Source organism: Arthrobacter alpinus, assembly GCF_900105965.1.
Lineage (GTDB): Bacteria > Actinomycetota > Actinomycetes > Actinomycetales > Micrococcaceae > Specibacter > Specibacter alpinus.
The window spans coordinates 4,017,096-4,036,441 of sequence record NZ_FNTV01000001.1 but is presented as its reverse complement, the minus strand read 5'-3'; the positions used below and the strand labels follow the sequence as shown (position 1 = coordinate 4,036,441).

At 61.1% G+C, this 19,346-nt stretch carries 15 protein-coding genes; 9 read left to right on the top strand and 6 right to left on the bottom strand.

What is annotated here, in order from left to right:
• The first annotated feature begins 49 nt into the window (after positions 1-49).
• The 6 genes from BLV41_RS18495 to BLV41_RS18470 all read left to right on the top strand — a co-directional run bounded on the left by BLV41_RS18495 (position 50) and on the right by BLV41_RS18470 (position 8,146).
• Positions 50-2,215 carry an alpha-galactosidase gene (locus tag BLV41_RS18495; protein ID WP_074712871.1) on the top strand — a complete coding sequence of 722 codons (2,166 nt, stop codon included), beginning with the start codon at positions 50-52 and terminating at the stop codon, positions 2,213-2,215.
• 9 nt (positions 2,216-2,224) lie between these two features.
• On the top strand, positions 2,225-3,535 hold the full coding sequence (locus BLV41_RS18490) for an ABC transporter substrate-binding protein (protein WP_074712870.1): 1,311 nt from the start codon (positions 2,225-2,227) through the stop codon (positions 3,533-3,535).
• Positions 3,536-3,538: 3 nt separating this feature from the next.
• Complete coding sequence (locus BLV41_RS18485; RefSeq protein ID WP_074712869.1) at positions 3,539-4,468, top strand: carbohydrate ABC transporter permease; 930 nt, start codon at positions 3,539-3,541, stop codon at positions 4,466-4,468.
• Positions 4,465-5,343 (top strand): carbohydrate ABC transporter permease, encoded by an 879-nt coding sequence (locus tag BLV41_RS18480; RefSeq protein WP_074712868.1) that lies wholly within the window; start codon positions 4,465-4,467, stop codon positions 5,341-5,343. Before BLV41_RS18485 ends, BLV41_RS18480 begins: the two co-directional genes overlap by 4 nt.
• Positions 5,343-7,052 (top strand): glycoside hydrolase family 13 protein, encoded by a 1,710-nt coding sequence (locus tag BLV41_RS18475; protein WP_074712867.1) that lies wholly within the window; start codon positions 5,343-5,345, stop codon positions 7,050-7,052. The genes BLV41_RS18480 and BLV41_RS18475 overlap by 1 nt, the downstream gene beginning before the upstream one ends.
• A 416-nt stretch (positions 7,053-7,468) precedes the next feature.
• A complete protein-coding gene (locus BLV41_RS18470) occupies positions 7,469-8,146 on the top strand; it encodes a hypothetical protein (RefSeq protein ID WP_342028209.1) in 678 nt (225 codons plus the stop codon).
• Positions 8,147-8,290: 144 nt separating this feature from the next.
• Here the strand turns inward: BLV41_RS18470 and BLV41_RS18465 are convergent, their stop codons facing one another.
• From BLV41_RS18465 to glmS, 6 genes are all read right to left on the bottom strand, one after another.
• Positions 8,291-9,370, bottom strand: a complete 1,080-nt coding sequence (locus BLV41_RS18465; protein ID WP_074712865.1) for an inositol-3-phosphate synthase — start codon at positions 9,368-9,370, stop codon at positions 8,291-8,293.
• 260 nt (positions 9,371-9,630) lie between these two features.
• Positions 9,631-10,656, bottom strand: a complete 1,026-nt coding sequence (gene mgrA / locus BLV41_RS18460) for an L-glyceraldehyde 3-phosphate reductase (protein ID WP_074713431.1) — start codon at positions 10,654-10,656, stop codon at positions 9,631-9,633.
• Between the two features lie 36 nt (positions 10,657-10,692).
• Entirely contained in the window at positions 10,693-12,813 is a 2,121-nt protein-coding gene (gene glgX, locus BLV41_RS18455; protein ID WP_074712864.1) for a glycogen debranching protein GlgX, read from the bottom strand.
• Positions 12,814-12,820: 7 nt separating this feature from the next.
• Positions 12,821-14,383 carry a bifunctional ADP-dependent NAD(P)H-hydrate dehydratase/NAD(P)H-hydrate epimerase gene (locus tag BLV41_RS18450; protein ID WP_074712863.1) on the bottom strand — a complete coding sequence of 521 codons (1,563 nt, stop codon included), beginning with the start codon at positions 14,381-14,383 and terminating at the stop codon, positions 12,821-12,823.
• 1 nt (position 14,384) lies between these two features.
• Positions 14,385-14,732 carry a holo-ACP synthase gene (locus tag BLV41_RS18445; protein WP_044576504.1) on the bottom strand — a complete coding sequence of 116 codons (348 nt, stop codon included), beginning with the start codon at positions 14,730-14,732 and terminating at the stop codon, positions 14,385-14,387.
• 13 nt (positions 14,733-14,745) lie between these two features.
• Positions 14,746-16,647 carry a glutamine--fructose-6-phosphate transaminase (isomerizing) gene (glmS, locus tag BLV41_RS18440; protein WP_044576502.1) on the bottom strand — a complete coding sequence of 634 codons (1,902 nt, stop codon included), beginning with the start codon at positions 16,645-16,647 and terminating at the stop codon, positions 14,746-14,748.
• A gap of 139 nt (positions 16,648-16,786) precedes the next feature.
• Between glmS and coaA the strand changes: the two genes are divergently transcribed.
• The 3 genes from coaA to mscL all read left to right on the top strand — a co-directional run bounded on the left by coaA (position 16,787) and on the right by mscL (position 19,261).
• Positions 16,787-17,755, top strand: a complete 969-nt coding sequence (gene coaA, locus BLV41_RS18435; RefSeq protein WP_044576499.1) for a type I pantothenate kinase — start codon at positions 16,787-16,789, stop codon at positions 17,753-17,755.
• A gap of 260 nt (positions 17,756-18,015) precedes the next feature.
• A complete protein-coding gene (locus BLV41_RS18430; protein ID WP_244516965.1) occupies positions 18,016-18,792 on the top strand; it encodes a M15 family metallopeptidase in 777 nt (258 codons plus the stop codon).
• Positions 18,793-18,853: 61 nt separating this feature from the next.
• Complete coding sequence (mscL, locus tag BLV41_RS18425) at positions 18,854-19,261, top strand: large conductance mechanosensitive channel protein MscL (protein WP_044576725.1); 408 nt, start codon at positions 18,854-18,856, stop codon at positions 19,259-19,261.
• The last annotated feature ends 85 nt before the right edge of the window (positions 19,262-19,346 follow it).

The following is a 19,346-nucleotide window of genomic DNA, read 5'->3' as shown; positions in this document are numbered from 1 at the left end:
CTTTGCGTGACCCTTGACACGTGAATTAATGTTGCTGTAAAACTATTACATGAGCACAACACTCCCTTTACTTCCCGCACAGTTGCAATTGCATCGTGGCGGCACCTCGGTCATTGTGGACCTGACTACCGCTGGCACCCCCACCATCGTTCATTGGGGCACCCCCACCGGCGTTCTTTCAGATGCAGAGCTGGAATCCTTGGCCCTGGCAGCCCGGCCGCAACGCGTATCCGGCGGCATTGACTTTCCGGCGCGTCTAAGTCTCCTGCCGCAAGAGACCTTCGGCTGGCAGGGATCCCCCGCACTCAGCGGGCAGAGAGCAGTTGGAGCCTGGTCCAGCGCACTGTGCACGACCTCGGCACTCTCCGATACCGAATCGGCCACAATCGTCTCTGAAGACGCTGAGGGCGGGCTTCGGCTCATCACGGAATTGTTGCTTACCGGTGCCGGTGTCCTGAAGCAGCGCCACACCCTGACCAATACGGCCACCACTGCTTACCAGATCCACCACCTCACCACTGTTTTCCCGCTGCCCACCACGGCTACAACAGTCCAGGATTCAACCGGACGTCATTTGAAGGAACGTACGGCGCAGCGCAGGCCCTTGACCGTTGGGGCCCACGTGCGCGAAAGTCGCCGCGGACGGCCCGGCGCGGATGCCTCGCTTCTGATGCTGGCCGGATCGGACAGCTTTGGTTACCGCACAGGGTTGGTCCATGGCGTCCACACGGCGTGGAGCGGCAACCACCGGCTCACCGCCGAACGAACCATTACCAGCGACAGCTTCCTCACCGCAGGCGAACTGTTGCTGCCCGGTGAAGTGGTGCTCGAGCCCGGGGAATCCCACACCACACCATGGTCTCTGGGATCATGGGGCCACGGGCTTGACCAGCTTTCGGCACGATTCCATCAGGACTTGCGAGCGCGCCCGGCGCACCCCAGCCGCCCCCGTCCGGTCACACTCAACACGTGGGAGGCCGTGTACTTCGACCATGACCTCACCACGCTGAAGAATCTCGCCGACAAGGCAGCAGCTGTTGGTGTGGAACGCTTTGTGCTCGACGACGGCTGGTTCCTGGGCCGCCGCGACGACACCGCAGGCCTGGGCGACTGGTTTGTTGACGCCGCCGTGTGGGCCGATGGCCTGAGTCCCATTATTGATCACGTCAACGGGCTGGGGATGGAATTTGGGCTCTGGTTTGAACCCGAGATGGTCAACCCAGACAGCGAGCTGGCCCGCAACCACCCTGATTGGATCTTGCACACCCCCGGTCGCTGGCCTGTCTCCGCACGCCAACAACAAGTTCTGAATCTGGCCCACCCGGACTGCTTCGCATACCTGTTGACCCGTATTGACACGCTCCTCACCGAGTACCCCATCAGCTACATCAAGTGGGACCATAACCGCGATCTACTCGACGCCTCAGATCCCCGCAGCGGCAACGCCGGCGTGCGCGAGTCAACGCTGGCCCTCTATAAACTCCTGGCCGAGCTGAAGACCCGCCACCCTGAGCTGGAAATTGAAAGCTGCGCTTCCGGCGGCGCCCGCGTGGATCTGAGTATTCTGGACTACACGGACCGGATCTGGACCAGCGATTGCATCGATCCCCTTGAACGTCTGGACAACCAGGCCAACACCTCATTGCTGGTGCCCTATGAACTCATGGGAGCCCACATTGGCGGACCAAAGTCGCACTCAACCGGCCGCCAGCACAGCCTGGGCTTCATGGCCCGCACCGCCATCTTTGGCCACTTCGGCATTGAGTGGAACATCGCCAATATCAGCGACGGACAAAGCACTGAACTTGCCAGCTGGGTGCAGTTCCACAAGGACAACCGTGAGCTGTTCCACACAGGAACCAGCGTTCACGCAGACCTGCCGGACCCTGCCATGGATTTGCGTGGTGTTGTCGCCGGCGACGGCGGGCGCGCCGTCTATGCGCTGACCCAGCGCAGCGTCTCCACTACGTACCCCTCGGGCAGGGTCACTCTGCCCGGGCTTGCCGCCGAGGCCCGCTACCGCGTCTCCCTGTCCCAGCCGCTCGATGAGCAGGTGGGAAATGGGCAGTCCCCTCTCGCTTGGCCCCTGCACGAGACAGTTCTTCCGGGCGCAGTCTTGGGCTCCGCAGGCATCCAATCCCCCGTACTCTTCCCAGAGCAATCCGTGCTCATCATGCTCACCAGGGTCGATGCTGACTCTGCCCGGGCCATCTAAGGAGTTCGCATGAAAGCAATACAACGCTTAGCTGCAGCGCGCCCAAAAACGCCTGTCACAGCGGTGGCAAGTGCCGCCGTCGTTCTTGCCTTGGCCCTAGGACTGACCGGTTGCTCCGGCGCCGGCGACGGCCGAGTCAAACTGGATTTCTTCCAGTTCAAACCCGAAGCCGTAGCCCAGTTCACCAAGATCGTGGACGATTTTGAGGCGGCAAACCCCAACATCGACGTCGTCGTCAACAACGTTCCCGATCCGGATACGGCCATCCGCACGCTGCTTGTCAAGGACAAAACGCCAGATGTGTTGACCCTGAACGGCAACGGCAACTTTGGGGACCTCGCCAAGGCGTGTGTCTTCGCGGATCTCTCGGAACTACCCGCCGCGGCACGCGTCAACTCTCCCGTTCAAGACATCCTGAACGGACTAGGGACCTGCCATGGCAACGAGACGAACGGCCTGCCTTTCGCCAACAACGCCAGCGGTGTCCTGTACAACCCGGAGATCTTCGCCAAATACGGCGTGGCTGTTCCCACCACATGGGATGAATTCATCGCCGCGGCCGACACGTTTAAGGCCAACGGCGTCAACCCATTCTTCATCACCCTGAAAGACGCTTGGACGGCGCTGCCCTCCTATGTGAATTTGTCAGGAAACTTGATGCCCGCCGATCTCTTCGACGACATTCGCTCGCCAGGATGGACGCCGGAGAGCGGCAAGTACAGTTTTGAAAAGGACGGCACCGAGGCCGCCACCAAATTGGCTAAACTCTTCAGTTACGCCCAACCGGGCGCTGAGGCCGCTGGTTACAACGACGGCAACGCTGCATTCGGTGCCGGAAAATCTGCCATGTACCTGCAGGGCAGCTTCGCCATCCCGGCCATCCGCGCATCGAACCCCGACGCGAAGATCGCCTCCTTCCCGTACCCCACCACCAATGATCCGGCCAAGAACACCCTGGTCTCCGGCGTGGACGTAACCCTGGCCATCGGCAAGGACACCAAACACCCCGTCGAAGCCAAAAAGTTTGTTGAATACCTCATGACCCCGAAGGTCCTGGATTACTACTCGGCAGCCCAGTCCTCACTGACGCCCGTCACCGACGCCGCCCCAAGCACGGATCCGGCGCTGGCCGGCATGCAGGGACTCTTCGCGGAGGGCAAGGTCATTGGCTACTTCGATCACCACGTCCCGCCAAGCATTCCGCTAGCACCGCTATTGCAGCAGTACATCCTTGACCGCAAGCAACCCGAATTCCTGAGCCGCATGGATCATGAATTTGAAAAGGTTGCAGCCCGCACCATTACCAAGAAAGGGGACTAGATCATGACCACCACTGCGGCCAAGGCATTGAAGCCCCGCACCACCGCCGGCCTCCAACGCCGTCGGCCATCACGCATCAGCAAGACGTTTTACTGGATGGTCATTCCGGCACTCGTGCTGTTCGTCATTTTGCACACTGTCCCCACCCTGACCGGCATGTTCTATAGTTTCACCAACTACGCCGGCTACGGCGAATGGGACTTCGTTGGAATCTCCAACTACGTGAACCTGTTCAAGGATGACCGGATCCTTGCCTCTTATGGCTTCACATTCCTCTTTGCCGTCACCACCACCATTGTGGTCAACGTTGGCGCATTGTTCATTGCCATTCTGCTCAATTCCAAGATTAAGTACCAGACGGCGTTCCGCGGGATCTTCTTCATCCCCAACATCCTCTCGGTCTTGATTGTTGGTTACGTTTTCAACTACCTGCTCTCAAACAACCTGCCGTTGATTGGCCAGGCTCTGGGCATCGAATGGCTCTCGACCTCCATTCTGGCCAACCCCGATCTGGCGTGGCTGGGCATTGTGGGCGTGACGGCTTGGCAGTCCATCGCGTTCAGCGTCATCATCTACCTGGCCGGGCTGCAGACCGTCCCTGGCGAGCTCTACGAGGCCGCCAGTCTTGACGGCGCCTCACCCTGGCGCCAGTTCTGGTCCATCACCTTCCCGCTCATCTCCGGCTTCTTCACCATCAACATGGTGCTTGCCTTGAAGGGCCTGTTGCAGGCCTTCGACCAGATCGTGGCCCTGACCAACGGCGGTCCCGGCACATCCACCGAATCAGTGTCCATGGTCATCTACCGCGGCGGCTTCCAAGGCGGGGAATACGGCTATCAAATGGCCAACTCCGTGGTGTATCTGGTCGTCATCGTGGTCCTGTCACTACTGCAGCTGCGCGTTCTCTCGCGCAAGGAGGCTGACTTCTCATGAGCACTCTCAACTCAAGCCCCACAGGACTGGGCGCGGGCGTCCCTGCCAAGCCCCGGCGTCGTTCCTCCGTCAACATTCCGGTAACGCTGCTCGTGGCCGTGCTGTCCCTGACCGTGTTGATTCCGCTGTACTTCACTATTGTCACGGCGTTGAAATCTTCCGATCAGCTCGGCGGCAACGGCCTGGCCCTGCCCACCAGCGTCCACCTGGAGAATTTCTCCAACGCATGGAAGCTGACCAACTTCCCCAATGCCCTGCTGATCTCCGGCATTGTCACTGTGGTGGCGGTCATCCTGACCATCCTGACCAACTCCCTGGTGGCCTACGCCATTGCCCGGAACATGCACCGCCCGTTCTTCAAGGCGCTGTACTACTTCTTCATTGCTGCCTTGTTTGTGCCCTTCCCCATCATCATGCTGCCGGTGACCAAGGAAATGGCTGTGCTGGGCCTGGACAATCCCGTGGGCCTGTTCCTGCTGTACACGGTCTACGGGCTGAGCTTCAACGTTTTTGTTTACACGGCATTCATCAAGTCCATCCCGGCCGAGCTGGAGGAGGCCGCCATCATGGACGGCGCCAGCGTGTGGACCACGTTCCGCAAGGTCATCTTCCCGATCCTGACACCCATCAACGCCACTGTGGGCATCCTGACCTGCTTGTGGGCCTGGAACGACTTCCTGCTGCCACTGGTGATCCTCTCCGATCCCAACACGCGCACCCTGCCCCTGGTCCAGTACGTTTTCCAGGGCCAGTTCAATACCGATTACACAACTGCCTTTGCCTCGTACTTGATGGCCATGGCACCGCTACTCTTGGTTTACCTATTCGCCCAGCGCTGGGTTATCTCCGGCGTCATGAGAGGATCCATCAAATAATGCCTGTGTCCCCTTCCGATTCTCTCTGGTGGCGCCAAGCCGCCGTGTACCAGATCTACCCGCGCAGTTTCGCCGATTCCAACGGCGATGGCATGGGCGATCTGCCCGGTATCACCTCCCGCATGGCCTACCTTTCAGCTCTCGGGATCGACGCGATCTGGCTCAGCCCGTTCTACCCTTCGGCACTGGCCGACGGCGGTTACGACGTTGACGATTACCGCAACGTTGATCCCCGGCTCGGATCCTTGGATGATTTCGATGCCATGGTGGCCGCCGCCCACGCCGCGGATACTCGCGTGATCGTGGATGTGGTGCCGAACCACAGCTCGAACCAGCACGAGTGGTTCAAGGCAGCGTTGGCCGCGGCTCCCGGATCTCCCGAGCGTGCCAGGTACCACTTCCTTGATGGGCTGGGGGACGACGGCGAGCTGCCGCCGTCGGATTGGCCTTCCCACTTTGGCGGAGGTGCTTGGACCCGGGTGGTTGAGCAGGCCGGGCCTCGGGCTGGTTCCTTGGGGCAGTGGTACCTGCACCTTTTCGCCACGGAACAGCCTGATTTCAACTGGGACCACCCCGAGGTTCGCGAGGACTTCCACACCACCTTGCGTTTCTGGTCCGATCGCGGCGTGGACGGTTTCCGCATCGATGTGGCGCACGCCCTGGTCAAGGATATGTCGCTGCCTCTGCGGTCCAAACCGGTTCTGGAAATCCTTGTTGACGACGGCACCGATCCACTCTTTGACCGTGACGCTGTGCACGAGATCTTCGAGGGCTGGCGTTCGGTACTGAATGAATACAACCCGCCCAAGGCTGCCGTGGCCGAGGCCTGGGTTCCGTTCACCGACCGCCGTTTGAAGTATGCGCGCCCCACCGAGCTTGGTCAGGCGTTCAACTTTGACCTGCTGCAGGCGCCATTTTCTGCCGTGGAGTTCCGTTCCATCGCCGAAAAATGCCTATTCGAAGCTACCGCATCCGGCGCATCCTCGACGTGGGTTTTCTCCAACCACGATGTGGTCCGCCATCCCTCGCGGTATGCCCTGCCGGACGGCAGCACTCGTGACGATCTAGAAGCCTGGCTGCTGGCCGACGGCGCCACCCCCGCCGTGGACTTGGCGCGCGGTTTGCGCCGAGCCCGGGCGGCGACGCTGTTCATGCTGGGGCTGCCGGGTTCGGCGTATCTCTACCAGGGCGAGGAGCTGGGCCTTTTTGAGGCGGCCGATCTGCCGGCTTCTGCCCTGCAAGACCCCACATGGTTCCGCACGCTAAATACGGTTAAGGGCCGTGATGGCTGCCGAGTGCCACTGCCGTGGTCCGCCGTTGAGCCCAACTTTGGCTTTGGCGGCACACCGTGGCTGCCGCAACCTGTATGGTTCGGTTCTTTGGCGGCGACGGCGCAGGACGGTGTGGCCGGCTCGACCCTGGAAATGTACCGCTCCGCGCTGTCATGGCGCAGCAAGCTGCAGGCCGAGGAGACCCTGGAGTGGCTCGCATCCCTGTCGCCCGAGATGGTGCGGTACCGGCGCCCCAACGGGTGGGAAGTGATCACCAACTTTGGTGCCACGCCCACACAGCTGCCGCACGACGTCGACCTTTCCAAGGTGGTCCTCAGCTCGGGCGGGAACGCAACGGCCGGGATTGGTGCGGGCAGGGTGAGCGGTGCGGGGAGTGCGACGATCCCGGCCGAAACAACCCTTTGGATCGCCCCCTAACCCCAACGCTCGCTCACATACGGGGCGCTTGAAGACAACGCTCGCTCACGACCGGCCGCCGTCGATTTGACGGTGGCCGGCCACGTTCCCAGTGTCTGTGGATAACTTCTGCAGGGTCTGCGAATTGAGACCAAAATATCCCTATGGACATTCCACCGACACCGAGACTTCCTGGCGGGCCATTCACACTGGTTGAGGCGCAAGCGCTGGGTTTATCACGGGACAAACTCCGGAGCCGCGAATTCTCTGGCGTCAGCCGCAACTTGTACCGCCCGGCGTCGTGGGATTTCGAACTGCGGGACGCTGGGCGCGCATTGTGTGCCGCTACGCCCGGGGCCTGGATCTCTCACACCACTGCCGCAAGACTGCATAGGTTGATCTTGCCGCCGTGGATGTCGGAATCCAATGAACTGCATTTGAGCAAACCCAGGAAGCTGCCTGGAACGCGCAGGCGCGGCATCGTTGGGCACACGGTGGTCGCCCTGTCTGATGAAGTTGAATACATCGACGAGCTGCGGATTAGTACCCGGCCGCGCACCTGGCTCGATCTGGCGCGCACGCTTCGCCTAGACGAGCTCGTGTGCATGGGTGATCAGCTGATTCGCATCCCGCGGCCGGAATTTGAGGGCCGCAGCAACCCGTTTGCCACGCTCGAGCAGCTCCGGGCCATGGTGGATCGGCACAAGAACCTGCAAGGGATCGTCCGTGCACGCGAAGCCCTCGAAATCATGAGGGTGGGTGCCGATTCCGGCCCGGAAACGCTCATGCGCCTTGCAATGCTCAACGCCGGCCTGCCGGAGCCCGAGCTGCAGCTGAAACTGTGGGACGGGCCAAATGCACCGTCGGCGGACGCCGGGTACCGTGCACGGCGCATCGCCTTGCAGTACGACGGCGCCCATCATTTGGATGCGGCCCAGCGCCACAGCGACAAGCGGCGCGACAAGGCGTTCAGGGCTGCCCGCTGGACCGTATTGGTGTTCACGGACAAGGACTTGGCCAATGAATTTCAAGACGCAGTCCTGCTCATCAAGAAGGCGTTGCGGACTTCCTGGGTGGATCCGGCGATCGCTTCCGGCTTTGCCTCGAGCTGCTAACGCATCCGGTGCTGATCAGTCCCAAATGCCGAACGCTCCTTCACATGATGATGTGAAGGAGCGTTCGGCATTTCTCACCCACAAGAGAGCGAGGGTCGGTGGAAACCGGCCCGTATGTGAGCGAGCGTTGGGTGAAAAGCAGTGTTAGATGTCGCCGCGGATGAAGGCTTCGACCTTTTCGTGGGCGATGTCGTCGGCGTACTGCTCCGGCGGCGACTTCATGAAGTAGCTGGAAGCCGACAGGATGGGTCCACCGATGCCGCGGTCAAGAGCGATCTTGGCGGCACGGATGGCGTCAATGATGACACCGGCCGAGTTGGGTGAATCCCATACTTCGAGCTTGTATTCCAGGGACACGGGGGCGTCACCGAAGTTACGGCCTTCGAGGCGGACGAAGGCCCACTTGCGGTCATCGAGCCAGGCCACGTAGTCGGACGGGCCGATGTGGACATCATCCGCGGCCAGCACAGCTGAGGTGTTGGAGGTGACGGCCTGGGTCTTGGAGATCTTCTTGGATTCCAGACGATCGCGCTCAAGCATGTTCTTGAAGTCCATGTTGCCACCAACGTTGAGCTGGTAGGTGCGGTCCAAAACAACGCCGCGGTCTTCGAACAACTTCGCCATGACGCGGTGCGTGATGGTTGCACCGATCTGGCTCTTGATGTCATCGCCTACGATCGGCACACCGGCGGCGGTGAACTTGTCAGCCCACTCCTTGGTGCCGGCAATGAAGACGGGCAGGGCGTTGACGAACGCGACACCGGCGTCGATGGCGCACTGGGCGTAGAACTTTGCGGCAGCATCCGAGCCCACGGGCAGGTAGCAAACCAGAACGTCTACTTTGGCGGCCTTCAGCGTCGCAACGATGTCTACGGGCTCGCTGTCGTCTTCGACGATGGTCTCGCGGTAGTACTTACCCAAGCCATCAAGCGTGTGCCCGCGCAGGACAGGAACGTTGAGGTTCGGCACGTCGGCCAGCTTGATGGTGTTGTTCTCGCTGGCGCCGATGGCGTCGGAGAGGTCAAGGCCCACCTTTTTGCTGTCAACGTCGAACGCAGCAACAAACTGCACGTCATTCACGTGGTACTTGCCGAACTCAACATGCATCAGGCCCGGAACCTTCGCGGTCGGGTCTGCATCATGGTAGTACTGGACGCCTTGGACCAGTGATGAGGCACAGTTGCCTACACCGACAATGGCAACCCGAATAGGATGATTGGACACGGAACTCCTTCATAAAACTCACACGGATCCGGCGCTCACGCTACGGTGACGGGTCGACGCACTACTTCACGGTTGACATAAAGACACGACGGCTGCTTGGCCGGATCTGACGCCCCTACGGCGCCCTAACCATAATAGTCAACACCCGGGAGCCCGGTTTTGTTCCATTGGGGAGAGAATGACTGTCCTTGTGAAGCCACCCGTTGTGCGCTATGCGAGCACAACGGGTGGCTTCACTGGATCAAACGAGGCTTGGGAGCCTAGCTTTGGAGGGCAGGTTCGACGGCGTACTCGTCGATGGCGCGCAGCTCGGTTTCGCTGAACACGAGGTTGTTGATGGCGGCCACGTTGTTCTCCAGCTGGCTGACGCTTGAGGCGCCGATCAGTGCGGAGGTGACGGGGCTGCTCTCGGCCCGCTCGCGCAGGATCCAGGCAATGGCCATCTGTGCCAGTGACTGTCCGCGCTCGGCGGCCAGGTCATTCAGGGCCCGAACGCGGCCCATCTTTTCCTCGGTCAGATCGCTGCCGTGGAGGAAGTGTTCCTTGGCGGCTCGGGAATCCGCCGGGACACCCTTGAGGTAGCGGTCGGTGAGCACACCCTGGGCCAGCGGCGAGAAGGCAATGGAACCTGCCCCGACGGCGTCGAGCGTTTCGTAAAGGTTCGGCTCTCCGTCTTCTGTCCAACGGTTCAGGATGGAGTAGGAGGGCTGGTGGATGAGCAGCGGCGTGCCCATCTCCTTCAGAATCCGCGCGGCTTCAAGGGTTTGGGCCGGGGTGTACGAGGAGATACCGGCGTACAAGGCCTTGCCGGAGCGCACGGCGTAATCCAGCGCGCCCATGGTTTCCTCCATGGGAGTCTCCGGGTCCGGGCGGTGGCTGTAGAAGATGTCAACGTAGTCCAAGCCCATGCGGGTCAGCGAGTTGTCCAGGCTGTTGAGCAGGCTCTTGCGTGATCCCCACTCACCGTACGGGCCCGGCCACATGTCGTAGCCAGCCTTGGTGGAGATCACCAGTTCGTTGCGGTGGGAGGTGAAATCGTCCTTGAAGTGGCGTCCGAAGTTCGTCTCGGCACTTCCGGCTGGCGGGCCGTAGTTGTTGGCCAGATCGAAGTGTGTGACACCCAGATCAAAGGCGCGTCGCAGGATGCCTCGCTGCACTTCGAAGCCCTTGTCGTCCCCGAAGTTGTGCCACAATCCCAGCGAGATGGCGGGCAGCTTCAATCCACTGCGGCCGACTCGGCGGTAGGGCATGGTTTCGTAGCGGTTTTCCGCAGCATGAAAAGTCATACCAACCATCTTGCCAGCATTCGGTGTGAGATTTCTCTACTTCCGCTCTGGGGCGCGTAACACGAGTACGGAGCCTGATTCCAGCGTCACAATGGTGCCCGCGACGAGGTCCTGGGTCACCTTTTCCCCGGTGTCTATTTCCACCACCCACCGCGCAGCGTAGTCCTCATCCGGCAGCGTGAATTTCTCGGGAGCGTCGCTGCTGTTGAAGAGCATCAGGAAGCAATCGTCCTCCACTTGCCGGCCCTTCTCATCACAGTCGGGAATGCCGCCGCCGTTGAGGAACACCCCGATGCAGCGCCCCAAGCCGCTGTCCCAATCGCCTGCCGTCATCGTGAGCGCATCGGGACGCAGCCACACAATGTCCGGCAGGGCTCCGTCGTCCCCGCGTTCCACAGGGCGTCCATCGAAAAACCTACGACGCCGGAACACGGGGTGAGCTTCCCGCAACCGACCCAGCCGGGAGACAAAGTCGATGAGTGAAGAATCGGCGCTCTCCCAATTGATCCAGGTGAGCGGCGAATCTTGCGCGTAAGCATTGTTGTTGCCGTTTTGGGTTCGCCCCACTTCGTCACCGTGCAGGATCATGGGCACGCCTTGGGAGAGCAGGAGCGTTGTAAGGAAGTTCCGTTGGGCGCGAGCCCGGAGCTCCAGCACGGCAGGATCGGCTGTTGGCCCTTCCACACCGTGATTCCAGGAACGGTTGTGGGATTCTCCGTCCCGGTTGTCCTCACCGTTGGCCTCGTTGTGTTTGCCGTTGAAGCTCACCAGGTCCGCTAGCGTGAACCCGTCGTGGGCAGTCACGAAATTGATCGATGCCACAGGGCGCCGGCCGGAATGCCCATACAGGTCCGAGGAACCGGTCAGACGGGACGCAAATTCGCCCAGGGTGGACGGCTCACCACGCCAAAAATCGCGGACCGTATCTCGAAATTTCCCGTTCCATTCGGTCCACTGCGGCGGAAAGTTGCCCACTTGGTAGCCGCCGGGGCCCAGATCCCAGGGCTCGGCGATGAGCTTGACTTGTGAGACAACGGGGTCTTGCTGCACCATTTCAAAAAAGGTGGAGAGCTTGTCCACGTCGAAAAACTCGCGGGCCAGGGTGGCCGCCAGATCGAAGCGAAAGCCGTCAACGTGCATTTCAGTCACCCAGTACCGCAACGAGTCCATGATCAGCTGTAGCGCGTGTGGCTGGCGGACATTGAATGAATTTCCGGTGCCTGTGTAGTCGATGTACCGTTCCTTGTTGTCCTCCTGCAGACGGTAGTAAGCGTCGTTGTCGATGCCACGGAAGGCGAGCGTGGGGCCCAAATGGTTGCCTTCGGCCGTGTGGTTGTAGACCACGTCCAAGATGACTTCCAGACCGTTGCGATGCAGTTCCTTGACCATGGACTTGAACTCACGGACATGATCACACGGATCGCTGCTGGCCGCATATTCGTTGTGCGGAGCAAAAAATCCAATGGTGTTGTAGCCCCAATAGTTCCGTAGGCCGTGTTCTTGAAGCCGTTCATCCTGCACAAATTGGTGCACCGGCATGAGCTCCACGGCAGTGACGCCAAGGTCCTTCAAATGCTCGACGACGGCCGGGTGCGCCATGGCTGTGTAACTGCCGCGCTGGTCCTCGGGAACGTCTCGGTGCAGCGCCGTCATGCCCTTGACATGTGCCTCATAGATGATGCTCCGGTGATACGGAATATCAAGGCGCGCATCCGGGACTCCGTCGGCATGATTCCAGTCAAAGCTGTCATCGACCACTACGCTGCGGTACGTGCTGTCCGCTGAATCATCGTCATTGCGGACAAGGGGCTCCCCGAGCTGGTAGCCAAAGACTGGTTGTCCCCACGTGACGGTACCGTCAATGGCCTTGGCATAAGGATCGAGGAGAAGCTTGGCGGCGTTGAAACGGAGCCCGTTGGCTGGTTCCCACGGGCCGCCAACGCGGAAGCCGTACCGCTGGCCCGGCATCACGCCCGGCACGTAACCGTGCCACACGTAGCCGTCCACCTCGGTCAGCGGCAGCCTGGTTTCTTGCCCCTGTTGGTCAAAGAGGCACAACGTCACCGATTCGGCACCATCGCTGAACAGGGCAAAATTGGTGCCGCCGCCATCCGCTTGGGCCCCCAAGGGGTGGGCTCGTCCCGGCCAGATCTCCATGGTTCCTTTATGATGCGCTCGTAGGAAGTGGCGTGGAAAGTTTCGCCCACACCGCCGGAATCCTTGCTGCCAGCATCCCCGCATTCAAAGGTGCTCGCGGGGATTCGCCGACCAGTTCGCTACCCTGGCTGGACAATTCCCCATGGACGGCTGCGGCGAGGGCATCCGTGACTATCAGCTCGTCGGTGCTGCCGCGTGCCGCATCCATCGCCAGCAGCGCAACAAGGATTCCGGCCAGGGTGTCACCGCTTCCTGCCGTTGCCAGCCGTGCGTTTCCGTTTGCCTGGGTCAGGACGGAGCCTTGCGGATTCGCCACCACGGTGGTTGGCCCCTTCAGCAGCACCACAGCACCCAAGAACGCTGCGGCAGCCCTGGCCGCCGCCAGGGGCGACGCCTCGATCTCACTGCGGCTCATCGGCCGTCCGCAGCGCGTTAGCAGAGCCGCCAGTTCACCGGCGTGCGGGGTCAGGACTAGTCGCGAATTTTCGCCGCCCTCGGAAGGATTGATGAGTGCCAGGCCGGCCGCGTCAACCACTACGGGAATTCCTGCCGCACGGGCTGAGGCGAGAGCTTCACGGGCACGTTGAAGCTGAGCTTCGTCGCCATCTATGCCGGGGCCAATCAGCCACGCCTGCACCCGCACATTGGTGGGAGAGTCTTCGGAACACACCACTTCTGGATTGCGAAGATGCAACGCGGCGGCAACTTCGGCCGGCCCTAGATAGCGGACCATTCCCGGGCCGCACGCGGAGGCCGCGGCCACCGCCAGCAGTCCGGCACCAGGGTACTGCGCGGACCCGGCGATGATTCCGGCCACCCCGCGAGTGTATTTGTGATCGGCCGCCAAGGGGTTGGGCAAGAGTGCTGCACAATCGCCGGGCTCCAGTCGGCGTACAGGGGCCGCGCCCAGAAAACCGCTGATTCCCAAGTCGATGAGTTTTAGTTTGCCGCACAGCTGCTCCGCCGGCGCACTCAACAGCCCGGACTTGTACGCCCCAAAGGTCACCGTGAGGTCGGCACGCAGCACGGGCCCATGCACCTCCCCCGTGGTCGCCTCAACGCCACTGGGCAGATCACAGGCAACCACCAAGGGCCGCTGCGCCCCGGACATCCCGTCCAGCTCTGCCACAACGGCAGCCGCGGCTCCTCGGAGCCCGCCGCGGCTTCCCGTCCCCAGCAACCCGTCAATGACCACGTGGGACACCATGGCTTCGGTGATGAAGATCGACGCCGCCGAGTCATCGGCCAGGGCAAGGCACCGGCCTCCTGCCTGCTCAAAAGCAGCCAGTGCGGCAGGGTGGGTGCGGGTGTCGGCGAGCAACGCCGTCGCACGTGCACCGTGCGAGGCCAGCCAAGCACCGGCATACAAGGCGTCGCCGCCGTTGTTGCCAGAGCCCACCAAGAGAGTCACTCGCGCTCCGTAGATACGGTGCCCGTGTGAGCGCAAGAGCGACACCACACCCATTGCCAGCCCGTGTGCCGCCGCGCGCATGAGCGCGGGCCCCTTCCCAGCAGCCAGTAACGGTTGCTCGGCGGCACGGACGGCCTCGGTGGAATGGGCGCTGATCACGTCAGCTTTCTGCGATCACCATGGCCGTGGAGATCCCGCCGTCGTGTGTCATGGACACATGCCAGTGCTTGATCCCCTTGGATTTGGCCACGGCGGCAACGGTGCCCTTGACGTTGATGGTGGGCCCGTTTTCGTCCAAGCCAATCCAACAGTCCTGCCAGTTCATTCCGGCCGGGGCGCCCAAAGCCTTCGCCACGGACTCCTTCGCGGCAAAACGCGCAGCCAGCGACTGCGTGTTAAGCCCACGTTCGGCCGGAACAAAGAGCCGGTCTAGCAGCCCCGGAGTTCTCTGAAGCTGGCGGCCAAACCGCTCAATGTCTACAACGTCCACGCCAATGCCAATAATCATGACCCAACCCTACCTACTCGACTGTGACCGACTTCGCCAGGTTGCGCGGCTGGTCAACATCAAAGCCCTTGGCCGAGGCCAATCCGAGGGCAAAGATCTGCAGGGGAACAGTTGTAAGCAGTGGCGCCAACAACGTGCTCGTCTGAGGAACGTAGAACACGTGCTCGGCATAGGCCTGCACCGATTCGTCCCCTTCTTCGGCAATAACTATGGTCTTGGCACCGCGAGCCCGAACCTCCTGGATGTTTGAGACAACCTTGGAGTGCAGTGAATGGCGTCCGCGAGGTGAGGGAACCACAACAATAACCGGCTGCCCTTCTTCAATCAGGGCGATCGGCCCGTGCTTGAGCTCGCCAGCTGCGAATCCTTCGGCATGGATGTAGGCCAGCTCCTTGAGCTTCAAGGCGCCTTCCATGGCCACGGGGTAGCCCACATGGCGACCCAGGAACAGGACGCTGCGGGTATCGACCATGCTGTGAGCCAGTTCCTTGACCTGTTCGGCACTTTCAAGCACTGTGGCAATCTTTGCCGGCATCTTGGCCAACTCGGCCATGATGTCCTTGATCTGGTCCTGGAACAGGTTTCCGCGCAGCTGCGCCAAATAAAGACCCAAGAGGTAGGCTGCGGTGATCTGTGCCAGGAAGGCCTTGGTGGAGGCCACGGCAATCTCAGGTCCGGCGTGTGTGTACAGCACAGCATCCGACTCACGCGGGATGGTTGAACCATTGGTATTGCAGATGGCAATCGTCTTGGCACCCTGCTCGCGTGCATAGCGCACGGCCATCAAGGTGTCCATGGTTTCACCGGACTGGGAGAGGGAAACAATCAAGGTGTTTTCATCAACGATGGGATCCCGGTACCTGAATTCATGAGACAGTTCCACCTCGGTGGGAATCCTGCACCAGTGCTCAATCGCGTAACGAGCCACCTGGCCGGCATAAGCCGAAGTGCCACAAGCCAGCACAATAATACGGTCGACGTGTTTTAGCACGCTCGGGTCAATACGGACCTCATCGAGCGTCAGGTTGCCACTTTCATCGCTGCGGCCCAGCAGGGTTTGTGCCACGGCGTCAGGCTGGTCGTTGATTTCCTTTTCCATGAAGGACGCGTAGCCGCCCTTCTCGGCTGCGGCAGCATCCCAGTCAACGATGAATTCGCGGCCGACGCCGGGTACGCCGTAGAAGTCTGTGATCTCCACGTTGTCAGCCGTGATGGTGACAACCTGGTCCTGCCCAAGCTCGACGGCCCGGCGGGTGTAATCGATGAATCCGGAGACATCCGAGCCGAGGAAGTTCTCGCCTTCGCCCAGACCCACGACCAGAGGAGAGTTACGGCGGGCGGCAACAACAACACCAGGCTCGTCGGCGTGTGTAGCCACCAACGTGAAAGCGCCTTCAAGACGTTGGGCTACCAGCTGCATGGCCTGTGACAGCTGACCTTCCTTCGATCCGGAGTCGGCAAGGCCGCGGTAAATATCGCCCAGCAGCGTGGCAGCAACCTCGGTGTCAGTTTCTGACTTGAATGTGAACCCGCGGGCCAGAAGTTCAGACCTCAGGACCGCATAATTTTCAATGATGCCGTTGTGAATAACCGCAAGCGAGTCATTGTCCACAAGGTGGGGGTGCGCATTTGCGTCGGTGGGCCCACCGTGAGTGGCCCAGCGAGTGTGGCCAATGCCAGTGGCGGCGTCCGGCAACGGGTTGCTTTCCAGTTCCTCCAGGAGCCTGGCCAGTTTGCCGCTTTTCTTGCGCATCGCGACACCTGTGGCGCCCACGACAGCCACACCTGCGGAGTCGTAGCCGCGATACTCCAAACGGCGCAGGCCTTCGATCAGGACCTCAAGGGCGCGCTGATTGGCCGACGAACTAGTTCCCTGAGCCGGGGCGGTACCGGCGTATCCCACAATTCCACACATAAAAGTCATCATATGCCCCGATGAGTTCAGGGGACGTTCTACCTCCTCGGGGGAAGTTTCAGTGAAAAAGTGTCAGAATTCTGCCGCGCCAGCCGGGCTCCGTTTCCCACCGCCCCTCAAACAAGGCAGAATTGCAGGTGTGACAGCTCAAAGAACCGAGTCCGGCAGCAGCGTCAGCGCCTCCCCTTTCGTGGAACTGGACCGCCAGACATGGTCTCGGCTTGCCAACAAGATTGAGCAGCCGCTCAACGAGGAAGATGTTGCGCGCCTGCGTGGTCTGGGTGACCAACTAAACATGCGCGAGATTCATGATGTCTACCTGCCGCTTTCACGCCTGCTGAATCTCTACGTTGGCGCCGCTGAGCACCTGCACAGTGCCACCACCACGTTCCTGGGCGAGCGTGGCACTCGCACCCCGTTTGTCATTGGTGTGGCTGGCTCTGTCGCTGTGGGCAAGTCCACAACCGCTCGCGTCCTCAAGGAGATGCTGTGCCGGTGGCCGGACACTCCCAATGTGGAGCTTGTCACCACGGACGGCTTCCTCTACCCGAACGCAGAACTAGAACGCCGTGGCCTGATGACTCGCAAGGGCTTCCCGGAATCCTATGATCGCCGCGCCCTTTTACGATTCGTCAGCGCCATCAAAAGCGGCGCCGAGGAAGTTCGCGCACCCATGTACTCGCACCTGACCTACGACATCCTGCCGGACAAGGAAGTCGTTGTTCGCCGTCCTGACGTCCTCATTGTGGAGGGTCTGAATGTCCTGGCCGCCGCGCGGCCACGAAGCGATGGCCGCTCGGGTCTGGCAGTCAGCGACTTCTTCGACTTCTCCATCTACGTCGATGCCAAAACCAGCCACATCCAGCAGTGGTACATCGAACGCTTCCGTTCCTTGCGCACCAGCTCCTTCGCCGACCCCGATTCCTACTTCCGCCGCTACGCGGACCTGTCAGATGCAGAGGCCACTGCCACCGCCGACAAGATCTGGAAAAGCATCAACGAACCCAACCTGGTCCAGAATGTCCTGCCCACCCGCGGCCGGGCACAGTTGGTACTGACCAAGGACGCCGATCATTCCATCAGGCGGATGCTGCTGAGGAAGGTCTAGTGCCTGTTGTTGGTTTCCACCAAGCACGGCGGCCGCGGCAAACTACCGGTGACCGCATGCGTCGAGAGCTGTCCTGGCCACGTCCAGGCGGCATCATTGTCTCGGTGGTCGGCGCCGCCCTGGTCTTCGGTGGCTCCCTAACTATCAGTCCCTCAGCGGATAGTCGCACTTCCGTGTCCTCCGCGCCTGCTCCTTCCCCAAGTGTGAGGCCGACTGCCTCCCAGGCGCCCACCCTCAGCAATGCAACGCCAACGGAGCGCGTGACTCAGGTTCCCACTAGCGCTCCGGCGACTCTCTCGGCGTCGGGCCTCACCGCCTCGCCGCTGGCGCCGACAACGGCGGCCTCCGCACCGGCCATTGCCGGCGCCACCGCCGACTCTCCCATTCAAAAACTGTTCGCAGCCGCCACCGTTGAACCAACGGAGAAGACCCTGCGTGACATCACCAACCCCAACAGCCCGCTGGTCTTGGTCAACAAGCAACGCCCTCTGGTGCCTGCCAACTATTCTCCGAGTGACCTTGTGGCGCCGAAGATCCTCTCGGGATCCGGCGAACCTGTCTTGCTCCGGGCCGAGGCCGCGACGGCAGCGGAACGGATGTTCGCCGCGGCCGCCGCCCAAGGCCTGACCATCACGGTCAAAAGCAGCTACCGTTCCTACGAGACTCAGGTTTCGGTCTACAACGGCTATGTCGCGGGCAAGGGCGAGGCCGCAGCCGATTCAACCTCGGCACGCCCCGGGTTTTCCGAGCATCAAAGCGGGCTGGCCCTAGACATTGGCGATGCGGATGCCGGCACGGCCTGTGACTTCAACAGTTGCTTCGAGGATGCCCCCGCGGCCCAATGGGTTGCTACTCATGGCAGCGAATTTGGGTTCCTCGTGAGGTACCAGCCAGGGGATGAATCCATCACCGGATATCTCGCCGAGCCATGGCACTTGCGGTACGTCGGCGCGGGGGTTGCCCTGGACATGAAGGCCCGGGGCATCTCCAGCTACGAGAAATATTTGGGTGTTCCGGACGCACCCGGCTACAAATAGGGCTACAGAAAAGATTTTGGTAATACTCCCACATGGCGGTTTAGTGCGGTACCTTGGTGGCATGTTAAAGGGATTCAGAGATTTCGTAATGAAGGGCAATGTCGTTGACCTTGCCGTGGCCGTCGTCATCGGTGCCGCCTTCGGGGCAGTTGTAAATTCCCTGGTGGAGAATATTCTGATGCCGCTCATCGCTGCCTTGTTTGGTTCAGCCAACTTTGACAGCTTTGCTCTCCTGACCATCAATGGTGTTGACATCAAGTTTGGTGTCTTCCTCACCGTCTTGGTCAATTTCCTCATCGTTGCTGGAGCCATCTACTTCATGGTCGTTGTACCCATGAACCACATGATCGCCCGTCGCAATGCCAAACTTGGTATCAAGGAAGAAGAGCCCGCAGTTGATCCTCAGATTGAGCTGCTGACCGAAATCCGCGATTCCCTTCAGGCCCGCCCAACCGGCGGACAACACTAACGACTTGCAAACAGGAGGAGGCGGCAACCCCGATGGGGTTGCCGCCTCCTCCTGTTTGGCGCTGGCTCATGGCCAGCTACTGGGC